Annotated in this window: 16 protein-coding genes; 15 read left to right on the top strand and 1 reads right to left on the bottom strand. The window is 62.5% G+C overall.

The features are described from left to right. Position 1 precedes the first annotated feature (1 nt). From topA to rpsU, 13 genes are all read left to right on the top strand, one after another. Positions 2-2341 (top strand): type I DNA topoisomerase, encoded by a 2340-nt coding sequence (gene topA, locus OGM61_08730; GenBank protein ID UYI83936.1) that lies wholly within the window; start codon positions 2-4, stop codon positions 2339-2341. Positions 2342-2386: 45 nt separating this feature from the next. Continuing rightward, positions 2387-3700: a methylenetetrahydrofolate--tRNA-(uracil(54)-C(5))-methyltransferase (FADH(2)-oxidizing) TrmFO gene (gene trmFO, locus OGM61_08725; GenBank protein UYI83935.1), complete on the top strand. Its 1314-nt coding sequence runs from the start codon at positions 2387-2389 to the stop codon at positions 3698-3700. Further along, positions 3697-4722, top strand: coding sequence for a phosphate acyltransferase PlsX (gene plsX, locus OGM61_08720; protein UYI83934.1), 1026 nt, complete (start codon positions 3697-3699; stop codon positions 4720-4722). The genes trmFO and plsX overlap by 4 nt, the downstream gene beginning before the upstream one ends. Then, positions 4722-5399 carry a ribonuclease III gene (gene rnc, locus OGM61_08715; protein UYI83933.1) on the top strand — a complete coding sequence of 226 codons (678 nt, stop codon included), beginning with the start codon at positions 4722-4724 and terminating at the stop codon, positions 5397-5399. The genes plsX and rnc overlap by 1 nt, the downstream gene beginning before the upstream one ends. A gap of 174 nt (positions 5400-5573) precedes the next feature. Continuing rightward, entirely contained in the window at positions 5574-9134 is a 3561-nt protein-coding gene (gene smc, locus OGM61_08710) for a chromosome segregation protein SMC (GenBank protein UYI83932.1), read from the top strand. Between the two features lie 16 nt (positions 9135-9150). Further along, complete coding sequence (gene ftsY / locus OGM61_08705; GenBank protein ID UYI83931.1) at positions 9151-10059, top strand: signal recognition particle-docking protein FtsY; 909 nt, start codon at positions 9151-9153, stop codon at positions 10057-10059. Then, the gene (gene rdgB, locus OGM61_08700) at positions 10056-10646 is read left to right on the top strand and encodes an RdgB/HAM1 family non-canonical purine NTP pyrophosphatase (GenBank protein UYI83930.1); all 591 of its coding nucleotides are present in this window, start codon (positions 10056-10058) and stop codon (positions 10644-10646) included. Before ftsY ends, rdgB begins: the two co-directional genes overlap by 4 nt. Beyond that, positions 10633-10938 (top strand): YhbY family RNA-binding protein, encoded by a 306-nt coding sequence (locus OGM61_08695; protein ID UYI83929.1) that lies wholly within the window; start codon positions 10633-10635, stop codon positions 10936-10938. The genes rdgB and OGM61_08695 overlap by 14 nt, the downstream gene beginning before the upstream one ends. Continuing rightward, positions 10935-12122, top strand: a complete 1188-nt coding sequence (gene nadD, locus OGM61_08690; protein ID UYI83928.1) for a nicotinate (nicotinamide) nucleotide adenylyltransferase — start codon at positions 10935-10937, stop codon at positions 12120-12122. The genes OGM61_08695 and nadD overlap by 4 nt, the downstream gene beginning before the upstream one ends. Then, complete coding sequence (locus tag OGM61_08685) at positions 12103-13299, top strand: LCP family protein (protein ID UYI83927.1); 1197 nt, start codon at positions 12103-12105, stop codon at positions 13297-13299. The genes nadD and OGM61_08685 overlap by 20 nt, the downstream gene beginning before the upstream one ends. Before the next feature lie 25 nt (positions 13300-13324). Beyond that, complete coding sequence (gene rsfS / locus OGM61_08680; protein UYI85580.1) at positions 13325-13678, top strand: ribosome silencing factor; 354 nt, start codon at positions 13325-13327, stop codon at positions 13676-13678. Positions 13679-13767: 89 nt separating this feature from the next. Continuing rightward, entirely contained in the window at positions 13768-16194 is a 2427-nt protein-coding gene (gene leuS, locus OGM61_08675) for a leucine--tRNA ligase (GenBank protein ID UYI83926.1), read from the top strand. 104 nt (positions 16195-16298) lie between these two features. Further along, positions 16299-16484 carry a 30S ribosomal protein S21 gene (gene rpsU / locus OGM61_08670; protein UYI83925.1) on the top strand — a complete coding sequence of 62 codons (186 nt, stop codon included), beginning with the start codon at positions 16299-16301 and terminating at the stop codon, positions 16482-16484. A 51-nt stretch (positions 16485-16535) separates the two neighbouring features. Here rpsU and OGM61_08665 read toward each other — a convergent pair whose 3' ends face one another. Beyond that, positions 16536-17099, bottom strand: a complete 564-nt coding sequence (locus OGM61_08665; GenBank protein UYI83924.1) for a prolyl-tRNA synthetase associated domain-containing protein — start codon at positions 17097-17099, stop codon at positions 16536-16538. Between the two features lie 139 nt (positions 17100-17238). On the opposite strand from OGM61_08665, the gene OGM61_08660 reads away from it, so the two are divergent. Further along, a complete protein-coding gene (locus OGM61_08660; protein ID UYI83923.1) occupies positions 17239-18063 on the top strand; it encodes a Cof-type HAD-IIB family hydrolase in 825 nt (274 codons plus the stop codon). Positions 18064-18134: 71 nt separating this feature from the next. Next, positions 18135-18848, top strand: coding sequence for an NAD-dependent protein deacylase (locus tag OGM61_08655; GenBank protein ID UYI83922.1), 714 nt, complete (start codon positions 18135-18137; stop codon positions 18846-18848). Positions 18849-18850: the final 2 nt, after the last annotated feature.

The following is an 18850-nucleotide window of genomic DNA, read 5'->3' as shown; positions in this document are numbered from 1 at the left end:
GATGGCAAAAGCAAAAACCGATCTGGTGATCGTCGAGTCTCCGGCGAAGGCCAGAACAATCGAAAAATATCTGGGCAATCATTATCAGGTCGTGGCCTCGATGGGCCACCTGCGTGACCTGCCCAAGAGCACCATGGGTGTGGACATTGACGGTGATTTTACGCCGCAGTACCTGCCCGTGAAAGACCGCGCGGACGTGATCGCCGACCTGAAAAAGCGCGCGAAATCGGCCGACACCGTCTATCTTGCGACCGACCCGGACCGCGAAGGAGAGGCCATTTCATGGCACCTGAAGGAGTTGCTGGATCTGCCGGATGACAAGGCCAAGCGCGTGACGTTCAACGAGATCACGAAAAAGGTCGTCACCGAGAGCATCCAGCACCCGCGCGAGATCGATCAGGATCTGGTCGACGCGCAGCAGGCACGCCGTATTCTCGACCGCATCGTGGGCTATAAGCTCAGTCCGCTGCTCTGGCGCAAGGTCAAGCCCGGCCTGTCCGCCGGCCGCGTGCAGTCGGTGGCCACGCGCATCGTGGTCGACCGCGAAAACGAGATCCGCGCCTTCCAGCCGCAGGAGTACTGGCTGCTCGACGCGCTGCTCGACTGCGGCGCGGGCACGTTCACGGCGCGCTTTTACGGCACGGCCGATAAGAAAATGGATGTCCCGGACGAGGCCACGGCCGACAAGATCATTGCCGCCGTGTCGGCCGAACCGTTCAAAATTGCGAGCGTCAAGCGCGGCGAAAAGCAGCGCAGCCCGTCGCCCCCGTTCATCACCTCGACCCTGCAGCAGGAGGCTTCCCGTCGCCTGGGCATGACGCCGCGGCGCACCATGTCGGTCGCGCAGCAGCTCTATGAGGGCGTGGACATTACCGACCGCGGCACGATCGGCCTCATCACCTATATGCGTACCGATTCGCAGCGCCTGTCCGATGAGGCGCTCGCCGCCGCGCAGTCCTTCATCGTCGAGCATTACGGCCCGGAGTACCACCCCGGTAAGCCGCGCACGTATAAGACCAAGGCCGGCGCACAGGACGCGCACGAGGCCATCCGCCCGACGGACGTCACGCTCACGCCGGATCGCGTGCGCCACGACCTTACGCCGGAGCAGTACCGGCTCTACCGGCTCATCTGGGGCCGCTTCACGGCCTGCCAGATGTCCAACGCCGTGTACGACAACGTCGTCGTGGATGCCGGCAGCGCGGGCTATCTCTTCCGCGCCAACTACTCCGAGCAGAAGTTCGCGGGCTACACCGCCGTGTATGAAGAGGCGAAGGACGAGGAGACGAGTGAAGTGCGCCGTCCGCTGCCGTCGCTCAAGCAGGGCGATGCCGTGGAGCTTAAAAACGTCACGAAGGAGCAGCAGTTCACGCAGCCGCCCGCCCGCTACACGGAGGCGACGCTCATCCGCGCCATGGAGGAAAAGGGCATCGGCCGTCCGTCCACGTACGCGCCGACGATCTCGACCATCCTCAGCCGCAACTATGTTGTCAAGGAGGGGCGCTACCTGCGCCCGACGAATCTCGGCATCGTCGTGACCGAGATGATGGAGGAGTACTTCCGCAACATCGTCGATCTGAAGTTCACCGCCAACATGGAGACGGACCTTGACAAGATCGAGGCCGGCAAGATGGCGTGGAAGGACGTGCTGCGCGAGTATTATAAAGACTTTGACGCGAACCTCAACAACGCCGAGATCCAGCTCGAGGGCAAGCATCTCAAGGTGCCGGATGAGGAGTCGGACGAGGTCTGCCCGAACTGCGGGCGCAAGCTCGTGTATAAAAACGGCCGCTTCGGCCGCTTCCTTGCCTGCCCAGGCTACCCGGAGTGCAGCTTTACGATGCCCATCGTCGTCGAGATGCCCGGCAAGTGCCCGGCCTGCGGCGGCCGTCTGCTCAAGCGCACGTCCCGCAAGGGCTTTGCCTACTACGCTTGTGAGCGCGGGCATGATTGCCCGGGACATGGCGAGGGTGAGGGCGGCGAGAGCATCCAGGGCTTCATGACCTGGGACGTGCCGACGAAGGACTATTGCCCCGAGTGCGGCAAGACCATGTTCAAACGCGCCGGCAAGGGCGCGAACAAGCCGTTTTGCATCAACCCCGAGTGCCCGAATTATCTGCCGCCCGACAAGCGCGGCTACAAGCGCAAGCCGAAACCGGCGGACGACGCGGCTGAGCCCAAGGCTGAGTCGGAGTCCAAGGAGACGAAGCCGGAGACCAAGAAGCCGGCGGCAAAAAAGTCCGCTGCAAAGAAAACCGCTGCCAAAAAGCCCGCTGCAAAGAAAACGGCCGCCAAAAAACCGGCAGCCAAAAAGACGACGAAACCCAAGAAGGAAGTATAATTGGAAAGGCGGCCTGACCGGCCGCCTTTTTCGAGGAGGAACGCTATGACCCCAGTGACCGTGATCGGTGCGGGCCTGGCGGGATGCGAGTGCGCGTGGCAGCTGGCCGGGCGCGGCATCCCGGTGCGCCTGATCGAGATGAAACCCAAGAAAATGACCCCCGCGCACGTATCCGAAAACTTTGCCGAGCTCGTCTGCTCCAACTCCCTGCGCAGCGATGAGCTCACGAACGCCGTCGGCCTGCTCAAGGAGGAGCTGCGCCGGCTCGACTCCGTCGTGCTTGCGAGCGCGGATCACAACCGCGTCGCCGCCGGCGGCGCGCTCGCCGTGGACCGCGAGGCGTTCGCGCGCGAGATCACGGAGCGCATCTGCGCGCATCCGAACATCACCGTCGAGCGCGCCGAGGCCGACGCCATCCCGGACGGTGAGGTCGTCATTGCGACCGGCCCGCTCACGAGCGATGCCATGGCGGCCGAGATCCAGCGCCTCTGCCCGGAGTTCGACCTGCATTTTTACGATGCCGTTGCCCCCATCGTCACGCTCGAGAGCGTGGACATGGACAGCGCCTTTTTTGCCAGCCGCTACGACAAGGGCACGGCCGACTACGTCAACTGTCCCATGGATCAGGCGGAGTATACCGCTTTCGTGCAGGAGCTGCGCAGCGCAAAGGAAGCGCCCATCCACGGCTTTGACGACGGTGCAGTCTTTGAGGGCTGCATGCCGGTCGAGGTCATGGCCCGCCGCGGGGAGGACACGCTGCGCTACGGCCCGCTCAAGCCGGTCGGCCTGCGCGACCCGCGCACCGGGCGCGACAACTATGCCGTCGTGCAGCTCCGGCGCGACAACGCCGGGGGCACGCTGTATAACATTGTCGGCTTCCAGACGCACCTGACGTTCGGCGAGCAAAAGCGCGTCTTTTCCATGATCCCGGCGCTGCGGAATGCGGATTTCGTCCGCTACGGCGTCATGCACCGCAACACCTATTTAAATTCCCCGCAGCTGCTCGACCGGTATTATCGTCTCCGGCGCGACCCGCGCATCCGCTTCGCCGGGCAGATGACCGGCGTCGAGGGTTATGTGGAGTCGTGTGCGTCCGGCGCGCTCGTCGGCATCGAGACGGCCGCGCAGCTGCTCGGACTGCCGCCTGTCGATTTCCCGCAAGAGACGGCCATCGGCGCACTGTCGCTGTACATTTCCGGCGGCAGCGTCGGCGATTTTCAACCCATGAACATCAATTTTGGCATCATCACACCGCTGGATCACCGCGTGCGCGGCAAGCGCAATAAGAACGCGGAGATCTCGGCGCGCAGCCTGCAGATCCTGGACGGGCTGAAACAAAAGGAGGTTTTTCATCTATGAGAATTCTTGTGGACGCAATGAGCGGTGACCTCGCTCCGGACGAGATCGTCAAGGGCGCGGTGCACGCGCAGCAGGAGCTGGGCGCGGAGATCGTGCTCGTCGGCCAGCGCGCCGCCATTGAGGCCTGCCTGCGCAATGAGCAGGCCAAGCTCGAGATCATCGACGCGAGCGAAGTCATCACCATGGACGACGACCCCAGCACAGCCACCCGCCGCAAGAAGGACGCTTCCATGACGGTCGCGCTCAATATGCTGCGCGACGGCAAGGGCGACGCGGTCGTCTCTGCCGGCAGCACCGGCGCGCTGCTCACCGGCGCTACGCTCATCGTCAAGCGCATCCACGGTATCCGCCGCGCGGCGCTGGCCCCTGTGCTGCCGAACGGCGACGCGGGCGTCATGCTCATCGACTGCGGCGCCAACGCCGACTGCACGCCGGAGTACCTGCTGCAGTTTGCCTATATGGGCAGCTATTATGCCCGCACCATGCTCGGCATCGCCGCGCCGCGCGTCGGCCTGCTCAGCAACGGCACCGAGGATCACAAGGGCTCTGAGCTCCAGCACGAGACATTCCCGCTGCTCAAGGCGGCGGACGCCGCCGGCCGCATCCGCTTTATCGGCAACGTTGAGGCGTCGCAGGTGTTCAGCGGCGATGTGGACGTCGTCGTCACGGACGGCTTTACCGGCAATGTGCTGCTCAAGGGCATCGAGGGCAGCATCAAGTACATGACGCGCCAGCTCAAGGGCATTTTCATGAAAAACTTCAAGACCAAGATGGCTGCCCTTGCCATCAGGGACGAGTTCCACGCGCTCAAGGCATCGCTTGACCCGAACGAGGTCGGCGGCACGGCCATGCTCGGCATCAGCAAGCCGGTCATCAAGGCCCACGGCTCATCTGATGCGCGCGCGATCTACAACGCCATCCGTCAGGCGATCGCCTTTGTCGATTCCGGCATCATTGACGACATCACGGCCAACATCTCCTACATGCGTGTGGACAAGCACGCGGCGAAGGAGAGCAACTGATGGAGGCGCTGGAGGCCCGCCTGGGCTACACGTTCCGCGACCGGGCGCTGCTGGAGAATGCGCTCATGCACAGCTCCTATGCCAATGAAAACCGCGCGCGGGGCTATACCAGCAACGAGCGGCTCGAGTTTCTAGGCGATTCCGTGCTCGGTATGGTCACGGCGACGCGGCTCTATGCGCTCTATCCCGACATGCCGGAGGGGAAGATGAGCCGCCTGCGTGCCGAGCTCGTCTGCGAGCAGGCGCTGCACGGCGTGGCGCTCACGCTGCATCTGGGCGACTATATCCGCCTCGGCCACGGGGAGGAGCGCAGCGGCGGCAGAGAGCGGCCGTCCATTCTCGCCGACGCGGTGGAGGCGGTCATCGCCGCCATGTATCTTGACGGCGGGCTGGAGCCCGCGCAGCGCTTTATCCTCGCGCACATCCTCAACGGTCTGGCCGAGGGGGAGATCCACCACGTCGAGGACTATAAGACCGAGCTGCAGGAGCGCGTGCAGCGCCGCGCCGGGCAGACGCTTTCCTATACCGTCTGCGCCGAGAGCGGTCCGGACCATAACAAGACATTCACCATGGCCGTGCTGCTCAACGGCAGCGAGATCGGCCGCGGCACCGGCCGCACGAAAAAGGAGGCGGAGCAGTCCGCCGCCCGGTGCGCGCTCGAACAGATGCCGCAATAACGGCATGCAGCCGCCTGCGAAAACGCAGGCGGCTGCATTTTTTCACATCTGAAAAAATGCGCTCCGGCCGTTGCAAAATGGCATTTTTGGCGGTATACTCTACTTTGTATTACTTTGATTTGAGATATCAGCGGCGTCTCTGCACGCGCAGACGCCGGATATGCGAGGGATTTTGTGTACTTAAAAGCATTGGAGATCCAGGGCTTCAAGTCCTTCCCGGACAAGACGCGCCTGAATTTTGACCAGGAGATCACGGCGATTGTCGGCCCGAACGGGAGCGGCAAGTCGAACATATCGGACGCCATCCTGTGGGTCATGGGCGAGCAGCGCACGAAAACGCTGCGCGGCGGCAAGATGGAGGATGTCATCTTCGGCGGCACGGAAAAGCGCAGCCCCATGGGCTTTGCGCAGGTGTCGCTCATCCTTGACAACAGCACCGGCATCTTCGACACCGAGAACACCGAGGTCATGATCACCCGCCGCTATTACCGCAGCGGCGAGAGCGAATATTATATCAACCGCGAGGCCTGCCGCCTGCGCGATATCAACGAGCTGCTCATGGACACCGGTCTCGGCCGCGACGGGTACTCGATCATCGGGCAGGGTCGCATCGCCGAGATCGTTTCCGGCAAGAGCAACGAGCGCCGCGAGATCTTTGAGGAAGCGGCCGGCATCTCGCGCTACCGCTACCGCAAGGAGGAGTCGGAGCGCAAGCTCGCCCGCACGGAGGAAAACCTCCTGCGCATCAACGACAAGGTCGATGAGCTGGAGCTGCAGGTTGAGCCCCTGCGCAAGCAGGCCGAGACGGCGAAGAAGTATCTCCGATTGCGCGACGAGCTCAAGAGCGCGGAGGTTTCCGTCTGGATGGAGACGCTCGACCGGCTGCACGCGCAGGCTGAGACCGTGAACCGCGATTATCAGACCGCGAAGGAAAACCTCGCCGGCGCGCAGCGTGAGCTCGAGCAGCTCTATGCAGCGTCGGAGAACATCGCGCAGAAGATGCGCGAGAAGGATCTGGAGTCCGAGCGCACACGCGAGCAGATCTCCGAGGCCGAGAGCGCCGCTGCCGAGTGCGAGAGCGCCGCGGCCGTCGTGCGCACGAACCTGCAAAACAGTGCCGACAGCATCGCGCGCCTGCGCGTGGAGGTATCCGAGCAGACTGACCGTGCGGACGCTCTGCAGGCACAGATCGACGCGCAGCAGCGCCGCCTGCAGGAGATCGAGGCCGAAAAGGCGCAGCACGCGCAGGAGATACAATCCGTGCTCGCCGAGATCGACCGCAACGCGGCCTCCTCCGGCGAGGCCGAGCGCGCGTACACGGAGCTGCTCGCCAAAGAGAGCGCGCAGAGCAGCGCGCTGGCCGAGTGCCGCACGCGCATCACGCTCCTGGCGGATAAATCGCAGGAGCTGCTCGATCAGGAAAACGCCGTCGCCACCGCCGCCGCGGAAGCGGCCGAGCATCTGGCGGCGCTTGAGACGCAGCAGCAGGAAAAGCAGACAGCGCAGCAGCAGGCGCGCACCGCGTGCGACGCCCTGCGCGCGGAGCAAAGGGAAAAGGCCCAGCGCCTTTCCGCCTGTGAGCAGGCGCTCACCCGACAGCAGGAGCGGCTGTCCGGTCTGACGGTTGACCTGCGCAGCACCGAGTCGCGCATCCGTATGCTCACGGAGATGGAAAAGGACTTCGAGGGCTACAACCGCGCGGTCAAGGCCGTCATGCACGCGGCCGAAAAGGGGACGCTGCGCGGCGTGCGCGGCCCGGTCGCAAACCTCATCAAGACTGGCGACCGCTACGCCCTCGCCATCGAGACGGCGCTCGGCGCCGCGGCGCAGAACATCGTCGTCGATACGCAAAGCTGCGGCGCGCAGGCCATTGAGCTGCTGCGCCGGCGCGAGACCGGCCGCGCGACGTTCCTGCCGCTCGATACCATCCGTCCGATGCACTTAAACAGCGTGCCGGATCAGGAGCCGGGCTATGTCGGCGTGGCCGATACGCTTGTCACCTGCGCCGCCGCTTACCGCAATATCGTCAGCAATCTCCTCGGCCGCACCGTCGTGGCCGAGACGATGAAAGATGCCATCGCCATCTCCAGGCGCTATGACCACCGCTACCGCATCGTCACGCTCGACGGGCAGCTCGTCAACGCGGGCGGCTCGCTCACCGGCGGCAGCGCCGCCAAGGGCAGCGGCATCCTTTCCCGCGCAAACGAGCTCAAGCGCCTGCGCGCGGCGCTCGACACGCTCACGCTGGAGAAAAAGCAGTGCGAGGCCGAGCTTGAGGACGCGCAGACGGCGCTCGACGCGGCCCATGCGCAGCTCGACACCGTGCAGGCGCAGCTGGAGCAGGCGGTCGAGACGCTGCACAAGGCGGAGTCCGAAGCCGCGCAGGTCGCGCTGCTGAAAAACGCCGCGCAGGAGACCATTGCGGGGCAGAATGCGTCCATCGACGCCTGCCGCGCGCAGCAGAAGGCGAATCAGGATCGCATCGCGGCCGCCCGCGCCGACGCGCTTTCGGCGGAGCAGGCGCTCGCCGCGCTTCGCGCAGAGCGCGACCGGAGCGAGCTGGGCCGCGGCGCGTTTGACCGCCGCCGTCAGGAACTGGCCGATCAGCTGGCCGGCCTGCGGGCGGAGTCGGCGTCTCTGGACGCCGAGCGCGAGACCATCACGCGCACGACGCAACAGATCCACGACCTCTTTGAGGAAATGACCGGCGACCGCACGGCCCGCCTTGCCCAGATCGAGCAGGCCGAGGCCGGCACGCAGCAGCTGCAACAGACCCTGCAGATGCATGAGCGCCGCCTGGCCGAACTGCGCCAGCGCGCCGAAACGCTGCGCAGCGACCTCGCCGCGTGCAGCAGCCGCAAGCTGGAGCTCGAGGGCCAGCGCACCCGCACCGACCGCGACGCGCAGGCACGCAACCGCGACCTGCTGGATATGCAGGGGCTTGTGTCGCGCTTCGAGCAGAAGAAGCTCTCGGCCGACATGGAGGAAAAGCAGATCCTCGATAAACTCTGGGACAATTATGAGCTCAGCCGCACGGCGGCCGAGGCGCTGCGTCAGCCGATCGAGAACATGACGAAGGCCAACCGGCAGATCGCCGAGCTGCGGCGCAATATCGGAGCACTGGGCACGCCGAACCTCGGCGCGATCGACGAATTCACGCGCGTGAACACGCGCTACACCTTCCTTACCGGCCAGCGGGACGACATCCTCAAGGCCAAGCGCGAGCTGACCGGCATCATCGCCGACGTGACGGGGGAGATGGAGGGCATCTTCACCACGCAGTTTCAGGCGATCGACCAGGCGTTCCGCCAGACATTTCTGGAGCTGTTCGGCGGCGGCAAGGCCGCGCTCGTGCTTGAAGACCCGGAGCACGTGCTCGACAGCGGTATTGAGATCAAGGTGCAGCCGCCCGGCAAGGCGCTCTCGACGCTGAGCCTCATGTCCGGCGGCGAGATGGCGTTTGTGGCCATCGCACTCTATTTTGCCATTTTGAAGGTGCGGCCGACGCCGTTTTGCGTCATGGACGAGATCGAGGCTGCGCTCGACGAGGCAAATGTCACGCGCTATGTGCAGTACATGCGCCGCCTCGCCAAGAACACGCAGTTTCTCGTCATTACGCACCGCCGCGGCACCATGGAGGAGGCCGACCATCTGTTCGGCGTGACCATGCAGGAAAAAGGCGTGTCCCGCGTCATCGAGCTTTCGCTGGATGAAGCGGCTAAAACCATATCGTAACGGAGAAGATAGTTCTATGGGATTTTTTGATAAGATCAAACAGGGCCTGACCAAGACCAAGACGAAGATGGACGCCCAGCTGACCGGCATTTTTGCCGCCTATGAGCCGGGGGACGAGGAATTTTTCGAGGACCTTGAGGAGACGCTCATCCTCGCCGACACCGGCGTGGAGACGACGACCAAGGCCATCGCGCAGCTGCGCAAGGCCATCGAGCTCAAGAAGCTGCGCACCGGCGCGGAGGTGAAAAAGGAGTTCGTGCAGATCCTCACGCGCATCCTCAAAGTGCAGGACACCATGCTCTTGCTCACGACGCAGCCGTCGGTCGTGCTCGTCGTCGGTGTTAACGGCGTCGGCAAGACGACGACGATCGGCAAGCTTGCCGCCCAGCTCAAGAAAGAAGGCAACCGCGTTCTGCTCTCGGCGGCGGACACGTTCCGCGCCGCGGCGGCCGACCAGCTCACCGTCTGGGCGCAGCGCGCGGGCGTGGACATCGTCAAACACGAGGAGGGATCCGATCCCGCCGCCGTGGTGTTCGACTCCATTCAGGCGGCGAAGGCCCGCGGCACGGACGTTGTCATCATCGACACCGCCGGCCGCCTGCACAACAAAACAAACCTCATGAACGAGCTCAATAAGATCACCCGCGTCATCCGCCGCGAGCTGCCGGAGGCCGATATCGAAACGCTCATGGTGCTCGATGCCACGACCGGCCAGAACGGCCTCATCCAGGCCAAGCAGTTTCTCGACACGGCCGACCTCACCGGCATCGTGCTCACAAAGCTCGACGGTACGGCTAAGGGCGGCATCGTCTTTGCCATCGCAAACGACCTGCAGCTGCCGGTGAAATATGTCGGCGTTGGCGAGCAGATCGACGATCTGCTCGAGTTCAAGCCCGCGGAATTTGTGGAGGCGCTGCTGTCATGATCCTTGCAAGCAACAACGCACATAAGCTCGAGGAGTTTCGCGCCATCTTTGCGGACATGGGCATCGAGATCATCCCGCAGAGCGCGGCCGGCTGCCACTTTGAGGTGGACGAGACGGGGGAGACCTTCGAGGAAAACGCCTACCTGAAGGCCATCGCCGTGACCCGCGCGACGGGGCAGCCCGCCGTCGCGGACGATTCCGGCCTTATGGTCGATGCGCTCGGCGGCGCGCCCGGCGTGCACTCGGCCCGCTATACCGGCCGGCACGAGGATTCGGACGCCGCGCGCTACACGCTCCTGCTCCATAACCTCGGCGACCGCACCGACCGCACGGCCCGGTTCGTGTCGTGCATCTGCTGCACGTTCCCGAACGGCGACGTCCTGCGCGCCCGCGGCACGTGCGAGGGCAGCATCCTGTTTGCGCCGCGCGGGGAAAACGGCTTCGGCTATGACCCCGTGTTTCAGCCGGACGGCTATGCCTGCTCCATGGCGGAGCTGCGCCCGGAAGAGAAAAACGCCATTTCCCACCGCGGGAATGCGCTCAAAATCCTGAAAGAAGAATTGAGGAACTACTATGCTGACAAGTAAACAGCGCGCCCAGCTGCGCGGTCTTGCCGCGACGGAGGACACCATCGTCCACATCGGCAAGGGCGGCATCACGGACAACATCATCACCCAGATGAGCGACGCGCTCAAGGCGCGCGAGCTCGTCAAGGGCCGCGTGCTTGAAAACTCGCTCCTGTCCGCGCGCGAGGCGTGCGACCGGCTCGCCGAGGTCTGCCGCGCAGAACCCGTGCAGGTCATCGGATCGAAGTTTGTGCTCTATAAGCGCAACGAGCAGAAGCCGAAGATCGAGCTCGTGAAAAAGGCACGCAAATGAAGATCTGCATCTATGGCGGCAGCTTCAACCCGCCGCATCTGGGACATACGGCCGCGCTGCGCGCGGTGCGCGCGGCCATCCGGCCGGATCTGACGCTCGTCATTCCGGATCGCATCCCGCCGCACAAGGAGCTCACGGCGGGCAGCCCGGAGCCGGCGGAGCGCCTGCTCATGACGATGATGGCCTTCGCAGGCGAGCCGGGCGTGGAGGTCTCTGACATGGAGCTGCACCGCTCCGGCAAGAGCTACACGGCCGACACCGTGCGCGAGCTGAGCGCGTGCAATCCGGACGCGGAGCTGTATCTCGTCATCGGCACGGATATGCTCACGACGTTTGAGCAGTGGCACGATTTTCGGTATCTGCTCGCTCAGGTGACGCTCGTCGCGCTCGCCCGCACGGGCGATGAGCATGCGGAGGTCGAGCGCTTCAGCGCCTACCTGCGCGGGACGTATGACGCGCGCGTCATCGCCCTGCCGGCCGAGCCGGTCCCGGTCACGAGCACGGCCGTTCGTGCGCTGCTGCCGCGGCGGCGGGGCAGCGAGTACCTCGCGCCGAATGTGTATGCGCACATCATCCAGCAGCGGCTCTACGGCGCAAAGCCCGATCTCAACTGGCTGCGCGAGCAGGCTTACCCCATGCTCAAGCCGCGGCGTATCTCCCATGTCTGGGGCTGCGAGCACGAGGCGCGCCACCTCGCCGAGCGCTGGGGCTGCGATCCGGATGCTGCCGCAGAGGCCGGAATTTTGCACGATTGCACGAAAAAATTAGAGCTATCTGACCAATTGCTATTGTCTGATAAATATGGTATCATAAACGATACGGTCGAAACGGCCAACACCAAGCTCCTGCACGCCAAAACCGGCGCTGCCGTGGCCAGGGATCGTTTCGGCGTACCACTTGAGATAGAAAATGCCATCCGCTGGCACACGACCGGCAAGCCCGATATGACCACGCTCGAAAAGGTCCTGTATATGGCCGACTATATCGAGCCGTCGCGGGATTTTGACGGCGTGGACGAGCTGCGGCGGCTCGCTTACACCGATCTGGATGCGGCCATGGTGCTCGGGCTGAAGATGAGCCTGGAGGATCTGAAGGCCGGCGGCATCACGCCGCACGAGAACACGGTGCAGGCATTAAACTGGTATCAGGGCAGGGAAAAAGAATATGAAAAGACGACAGAGTGACGATCGCTATCCGGGCGATTACGGCGGATATGACGATCAGGGTTACGACCGTTACGACGGCGGCTATGACGATTCCTACGACGACGGCAGCGGCTTTCAGGACGACCCGTTTTCCGAGGCATCTGCGGCGGTGAACCACCGCGTGCAGGCGCAGCAGTCGCAGGCAAAGCGCAAGAAAAAGAAAAAAGTGCGCATCACGGTCATCGTGGTCGTGGTGCTGGCGCTCCTCATCGGCGAGTTTGCGATCCTGATGAACCACTGGGTCAGCCCGCCGAGCCTGAGCGACGGCGATTCGGACGATGTGAGCGTCAGCACAGACGGCCGCAAGAAAGGGTGCTACACGTTCCTCATCGCCGGCAAGGACCGCGCGGCCGGCCTGACGGACACCGTACTTGTCGGTATGCTCGACACGGAGAATCAGTCTCTGAAGTTTGTCAGCATCCCGCGCGATACGGCCGTGAACGTGTCCTACAAGCCCAAGAAGATGAACCAGTACTATGCCGCGGCCGAAAACAACGGCAGGGACGGCGTGGAGGCGCTCATCGGCGGCGCGGAGCAGATTCTCGGCTACCGGGTCGACAGTTATGCGCTCTTTGACGTGGAGGTGTTCGTCGAGCTCATTGACGCCATGGGCGGCATTGATTTTGACGTCCCGGTCGATATGGACTATGACGACCCCGGTCAGGATCTGAGCATCCATGTCCAGAAGGGCTATCAGCACCTCAACGGCTATCAGACCATGGGCGTGTTCCGCTTCCGCAACACGTATGCCAACGGCGATATCGGCCGCATCGACGTGCAGCACCAGTTGCTTAAGGCCATGACGAGCCAGTTTTTGAAGCTGCACAACATCCCAAATCTCAACAAACTCATTGACATCTATGAAAAGGATGTCACCACAAACCTGTCGGCAGGCAATGTGATGTTCTATGTCAAGGAGTTTTTGAAGCTCGATGAGAGCGCCATCTCGTTTGAGACGATTCCCGCCAATTACAGTGGCACCAAAAACGGTATGTCCTACGTGTTCATCCACGTGGACGAGTGGCTGGATTATCTCAACACCTGGCTCAACCCCTATACGAAGGAGATCACGTCCGCGGATGTGGACATTCTCTATGAATCCAATGGGCAGGTCGTGGCCACTTCCGGCACGGTTCAGGGCCCAAACAAATGGTAACAAAAAGGAAGGATGTAGCATTATGATGCCTGCTAACGAGCTTGCTGCGGTCATCGTCAAGGCGCTGGACGCAAAAAAGGGCGAGAACATTCAGCTGCTCAAAACCCAGGACCTGACGACGCTGGCAGACTATTTTGTCATCTGCACGGCCAGCTCCTCGACGCACGTGAAGACCCTGACCGACGCCGTGGAAGCGGCGGCGGACGACGTGGGCGAACCCGTCCTGCGCCGGGAGGGACACCGCAGCGGCAGCTGGGTCCTGCTCGACTATGGCTGTGTGATCGTGCACGTGTTCCAGGACGAGGCCCGCAAGTTTTACGATCTGGAGCGGCTCTGGAGCGACGCGGAGGTCGTGGACATTTCCGATATGCGCGCCTGAGCGCCAAAACAAAACCAACCGGGGCGGATGCTTGTTCCGCCCCGTGACCTACTTATGATTTTTTGATTTTTCAGAGAGAAGTGAATGCTATGAAGTACGATTTCCAGGCGATCGAGAAAAAATGGCAGGCGCGCTGGGAGGAAGAAAAGCCCTTCGCGGCCGTCACCGGCGACCCGCGGCCGAAGTTTTACGGCCTGATCGAGTTCCCGTACCCCTCCGGCCAGGGCCTGCACGTCGGCCACCCGCGCCCGTTCACGGCGATGGATATCATCTGCCGCAAGCGCCGGATGCAGGGCTACAACGTTCTGTTCCCGATCGGCTTTGACGCCTTCGGCCTGCCGACCGAGAACTACGCCATCAAGAACCATATCCACCCGGCCGTCGTGACGAAAAACAACATTGCCAACTTCACCAAGCAGCTCAAAATGCTCGGCTACAGCTTTGACTGGGACCGTGCGGTCGATACGACCGATCCGAGCTACTATAAGTGGACGCAGTGGATCTTCCTGCAGATGTATAAGCACGGTCTGGCCTATAAGACCACCATGCCCGTCAACTGGTGCACGAGCTGCAAGTGCGTGCTGGCGAATGAAGAGGTCGTCAACGGTGTCTGCGAGCGCTGCGGCAGCGAGGTCGTGCGCAAGGAGAAGAGCCAGTGGATGCTCGCCATCACGAAGTATGCCCAGCGCCTGATCGACGATCTGGACGATGTGGATTACATCGAGCGCGTCAAGACCCAGCAGCGCAACTGGATCGGCCGCTCCACCGGCGCGGAGATCACGTTCAAGACCAATGTCGGCGACGATATCACCGTCTACACCACCCGTGCCGATACGCTCTTCGGCACGACGTACATGGTCATTTCGCCGGAGCATCCGCTGCTCAAGCAGTGGCAGCCGCACATTGCCAACTGGGACGCCGTGGCCGCCTATCAGGAAGAGGCTGCGCACAAGTCCGATTTTGAGCGCGGCGAGCTCAACAAGGAAAAGACCGGCGTCCGTCTCGAGGGCATCGAGGTCATGAACCCCGTGACGCATAAGGCGCTGCCCATGTTCGTCTCGGACTACGTCCTCATGGGCTACGGCACCGGCATCGTCATGGGCGTTCCGGGCCACGACCAGCGCGACTGGGAGTTTGCCACGAAGTTCGGCCTGCCGATCGTCGAGGTTGTCGCCGGCGGCGACGTGACGAAGGAAGCCTTCGTTGCCAAGGACGACAGCGCCGTCATGGTCAACTCCGGCTTCCTCAACGGCATGACCGTTAAAGAAGCCATCCCCGCCATGAAGAAGTACGTCGTGGAGCAGGGCTTCGGCAAGGAAAAGGTCAACTACAAGCTGCGCGACTGGGTCTTCAGCCGCCAGCGTTACTGGGGCGAGCCGATCCCGCTCGTCAACTGCCCGAAGTGCGGCTGGGTGCCGATCCCGGAGGATCAGCTCCCGCTCGTGCTCCCGCAGGTGGACAGCTATGAGCCAACCGACGACGGCGAGAGTCCGCTCAGCAAGATGACCGACTGGGTCAACACCACCTGCCCGCAGTGCGGCGGCCCTGCCAAGCGCGAGACCGACACCATGCCGCAGTGGGCCGGCTCGAGCTGGTATTTCCTGCGCTACATGGATCCGCACAATGACAAAGCGCTCGCTTCCAAAGAGGCGCTGGACTACTGGAGTCCCGTCGACTGGTACAACGGCGGCATGGAGCACACCACGCTCCACCTGCTCTACAGCCGTTTCTGGCACAAGTTCCTGTATGATATCGGCGTCGTGCCGACCAAGGAGCCGTATCAGAAGCGCACGAGCCATGGCATGATCCTCGGCGAGGGCGGCGAAAAAATGTCCAAGTCTCGCGGCAACGTCGTCAATCCCAACGACATCGTCGATCAGTACGGCGCGGACACCATGCGCCTGCACATCATGTTCATCGGCGATTTTGAGAAGGCCGTCACCTGGTCCAACGAGGCCGTCAAGGGCTCGAAGCGCTTCCTCGACCGTGTCTGGAATCTGGCCGAGAGCTGCACGGACGATCCGGCCATCTCGGACAAGAACGAGGCGATCATCCACAAGACCATCAAGAAGGTCACGGAGGATATCGACGAACTGAAGATGAACACCGCCATCGCGTCCATGATGACCATGGTCAACGAGTTTGCCGCCAACGGCTGCACGAAGGGCGACATGGAGCAGCTGCTGCTCCTGCTCAGCCCGTTTGCGCCGCACATCGTCGAGGAGCTCTGGGAGCGGCTCGGCTTTGCCGCCAAGTACGGCAAGATGTGCTGCCAGTGCGACTGGCCGACGTATGACGAGACCAAGACGGTTGACACGACTGTTACCATGGCCGTGCAGGTGCTCGGCAAGCTCAAGGGCACCGTCACCGTCGCCAAGGACAGCGACCAGCAGACCGTCGTCGACGCGGCGCTGCAGCTCGACAAGGTCCAGCGTCAGATGGAGGGCATGCAGATCGTCAAAGTCATCCACGTCCCGAACAAGCTCGTCAACCTGATTTTGAAGCCGAAGGCATAACTTCATCTTGACATCGGCGGTAATTGCAATTATAATATTAACGCTAAAGCCATGCATGATGGCCCTTGAAGCGCCGCAAGGCGTATTTGGAGGGAGGGAATAAAATGTCTGAAATCTACGTCAAGGAGAACGAGTCTCTGGACAACGCGCTCAAGAGATTTAAGCGCAGCTGTGCCAAGGCCGGCGTCATGTCTGATCTGCGCCGCAAGGAGTACTACCAGAGCCCCAGCGTTCGTCGCCGCAAAAAGTCGGAGGCTGCTCGCAAGAACAAGAATAAGCGTTACTACTAATGCAAACAAAAAATCCTGCATCTTCGGATGCAGGATTTTTTTCTTGCTTTTTCAGGTCTGCGGTTCGTACACCGGCAGGTCCACATACGTCGGTGCGTGCGCCAGCGCCGGGATCAGCACGTCGATGGCGTCCGCCATGCGCAGCTTGAGCGTTGACGTGTTGATGCACGGGTGGCAGCAGAGGTACGCATCCTGCAGCAGGTCGCGGTCGATGAGCAGGCGCACGCGCCCGTCATGGTCGTTCATCAGCCCCAGCACGCTCACAGAGCCGGGCGCGATGTCCAGCAGCTCGAGCATATGCTCCGGGGAGGCAAACGACAGCCGCGCGCTGCCGATCTGGTGCGAGAGATCCTTCGTGCGAAACGGCTTGTGCCCCGGCATCAGCAGCAGATAAAATGCCGTCTGCTGCCGGTTCGTGAGGAAAAGATTCTTGCAGATCCCGGCGCCGAGCACCTGCTCCACGGCGGCGCAGGCTTCGATCGTGTCGGCAGCGTCGTGATCGGCCCGGTCGTAGGCGAGCCCCAGGCGGTCGAGCAGGTCGTAGCAGCGCAGCTCCTTGTCCAGCCGCTGCCCACTCACTGGGCGGCCGTGATATAAATTCTGGTCAACATACATAGCGGTAACTCCTTAAAAATCGGTCTGCCGCCATTATAGCGGCTTTGGCGTGCGGGTTCAAGTCCCGCACGTCCGGTTGACAGGTCGGGTTGAAACGGGTACAATATATGCTGTGAAACTGTGCAGAAAGGAACGTCCCATGGCATATCAGCTCATCGCCGTCGATATGGACGGCACATTGCTCAATTCCCAAAAAGAGATCACACCGCGCACGGAGGCCGCTGTTACGGCAGCGCTTGCGCGCGGGTATCACGTCGTCATGACGACCGGCCGCTGCTACCGGCAGATCGTGCCGTATATGGCGCAGTTTCCGGCCATGCGCTATGCCATTACGTCCAGCGGCGCTGCCGTGGCCGACTGCGTGCAGGATCGGATCATTTCGGCGCAGAACCTCCCGGCAGATGTCGCGGCAGAGCTTGTCCGCGCGTTCGAGGGGCTCGACGGCTTCCCGATCCTCTTCTTCAACGGCGAGGCGCTCTACCGCCCGGAGCTGCTCGATGACCCGCAGCGCTTCGGCATGGATGCCTATGTGGACAATTTCAAATCCCACTGCACGGCCTGCGAGGACATGGAGCGGCGCTTTCTCGCAGCGCCCTATCCCGTGGAGAAGCTGGATTTTTACTTTGTCGATTCCACCGAGCGCGCCAAGTACCTCGCGCGTGTGCAGGATGTGCGCGCCTGGGTCGTCCCGTGCGAGAGTGCGGGTGTGGAGATCAACGCCATCGGCGCCGATAAGGGGAGCGGGCTGCAGGCGCTGTGCCGCTGCCTGAACATTCCCATCAGCGCGACGATCGCCATCGGTGACTCGGAAAACGACCGCCCGCTCCTGCGCGACGCCGACCTGCCGCTCGCAATGGGCAACGCGATCGCAGACGTGAAGGCCGCAGCGCGGTATGTCATGCCCGACTGCGACCACGATGGCGTGGCCGAGGCCATTGAGCGCTTTCTGCTCGCGCAAAGTTGACCCCGCGCGCGAAGCGTTGTATGATAAGATTTGCCCCCATTTTTGGGGCAGTGTAACAGGAGGCAGTGTCCATGGACAACATTCAGCAGCTAAAACAGTGGATCGACGGCAGCGACCGGATCGTATTTTTCGGCGGCGCCGGCGTCTCGACCGAGAGCGGCATCCCGGATTTTCGCAGCGTGGACGGCCTGTATAACCAGAAGTATGATTATCCGCCCGAGACGATCCTGAGTCATTCCTTCTTCATGGCGCACCCGGAGGAGTACTACAAATTTCACCGGGATAAGCTCGTCGTCGACGGGGCCAAGCCCAATCGTGCCCACCTGCGTCTGGCGGAGCTGGAGCGCGAGGGCAAGCTCCAGGCGGTCATCACGCAGAACATCGACGGCCTGCATCAGGCTGCCGGGAGCAAGAATGTGCTCGAGCTGCACGGCAGCATCCACCGCTGCTACTGCATGCGCTGCGGCCGGCCGTATCCGGCGGAGCGCGTCAACCACGGCACCGGTGTGCCGCACTGTGACTGCGGCGGCATCATCCGGCCGGACATTGTGTTTTATGAGGAGTGCCTGGACGACGATGTCGTGTCCAAGGCAGTCCATTATATCCGCGAGGCGGAGGTGCTCATCGTCGGCGGCACGTCGCTGGCCGTGTACCCCGCGGCCGGACTTTTGAATTACTACCGGGGCAGCAAGCTGGTGCTCATCAACCGCAGCGCCACGCCGTATGACGATCAGGCAAATCTCATCATCCATGAGAAGATCGGCGAAGTCTTTGCCCAGGTATAACG

The organism is Clostridiales bacterium (genome assembly GCA_025757645.1).
Taxonomy (GTDB): domain Bacteria; phylum Bacillota; class Clostridia; order Oscillospirales; family Oscillospiraceae; genus CAG-103.
Note: the sequence above shows the minus strand (reverse complement) of the source record. Positions and strands in the feature narration are given on the sequence as shown.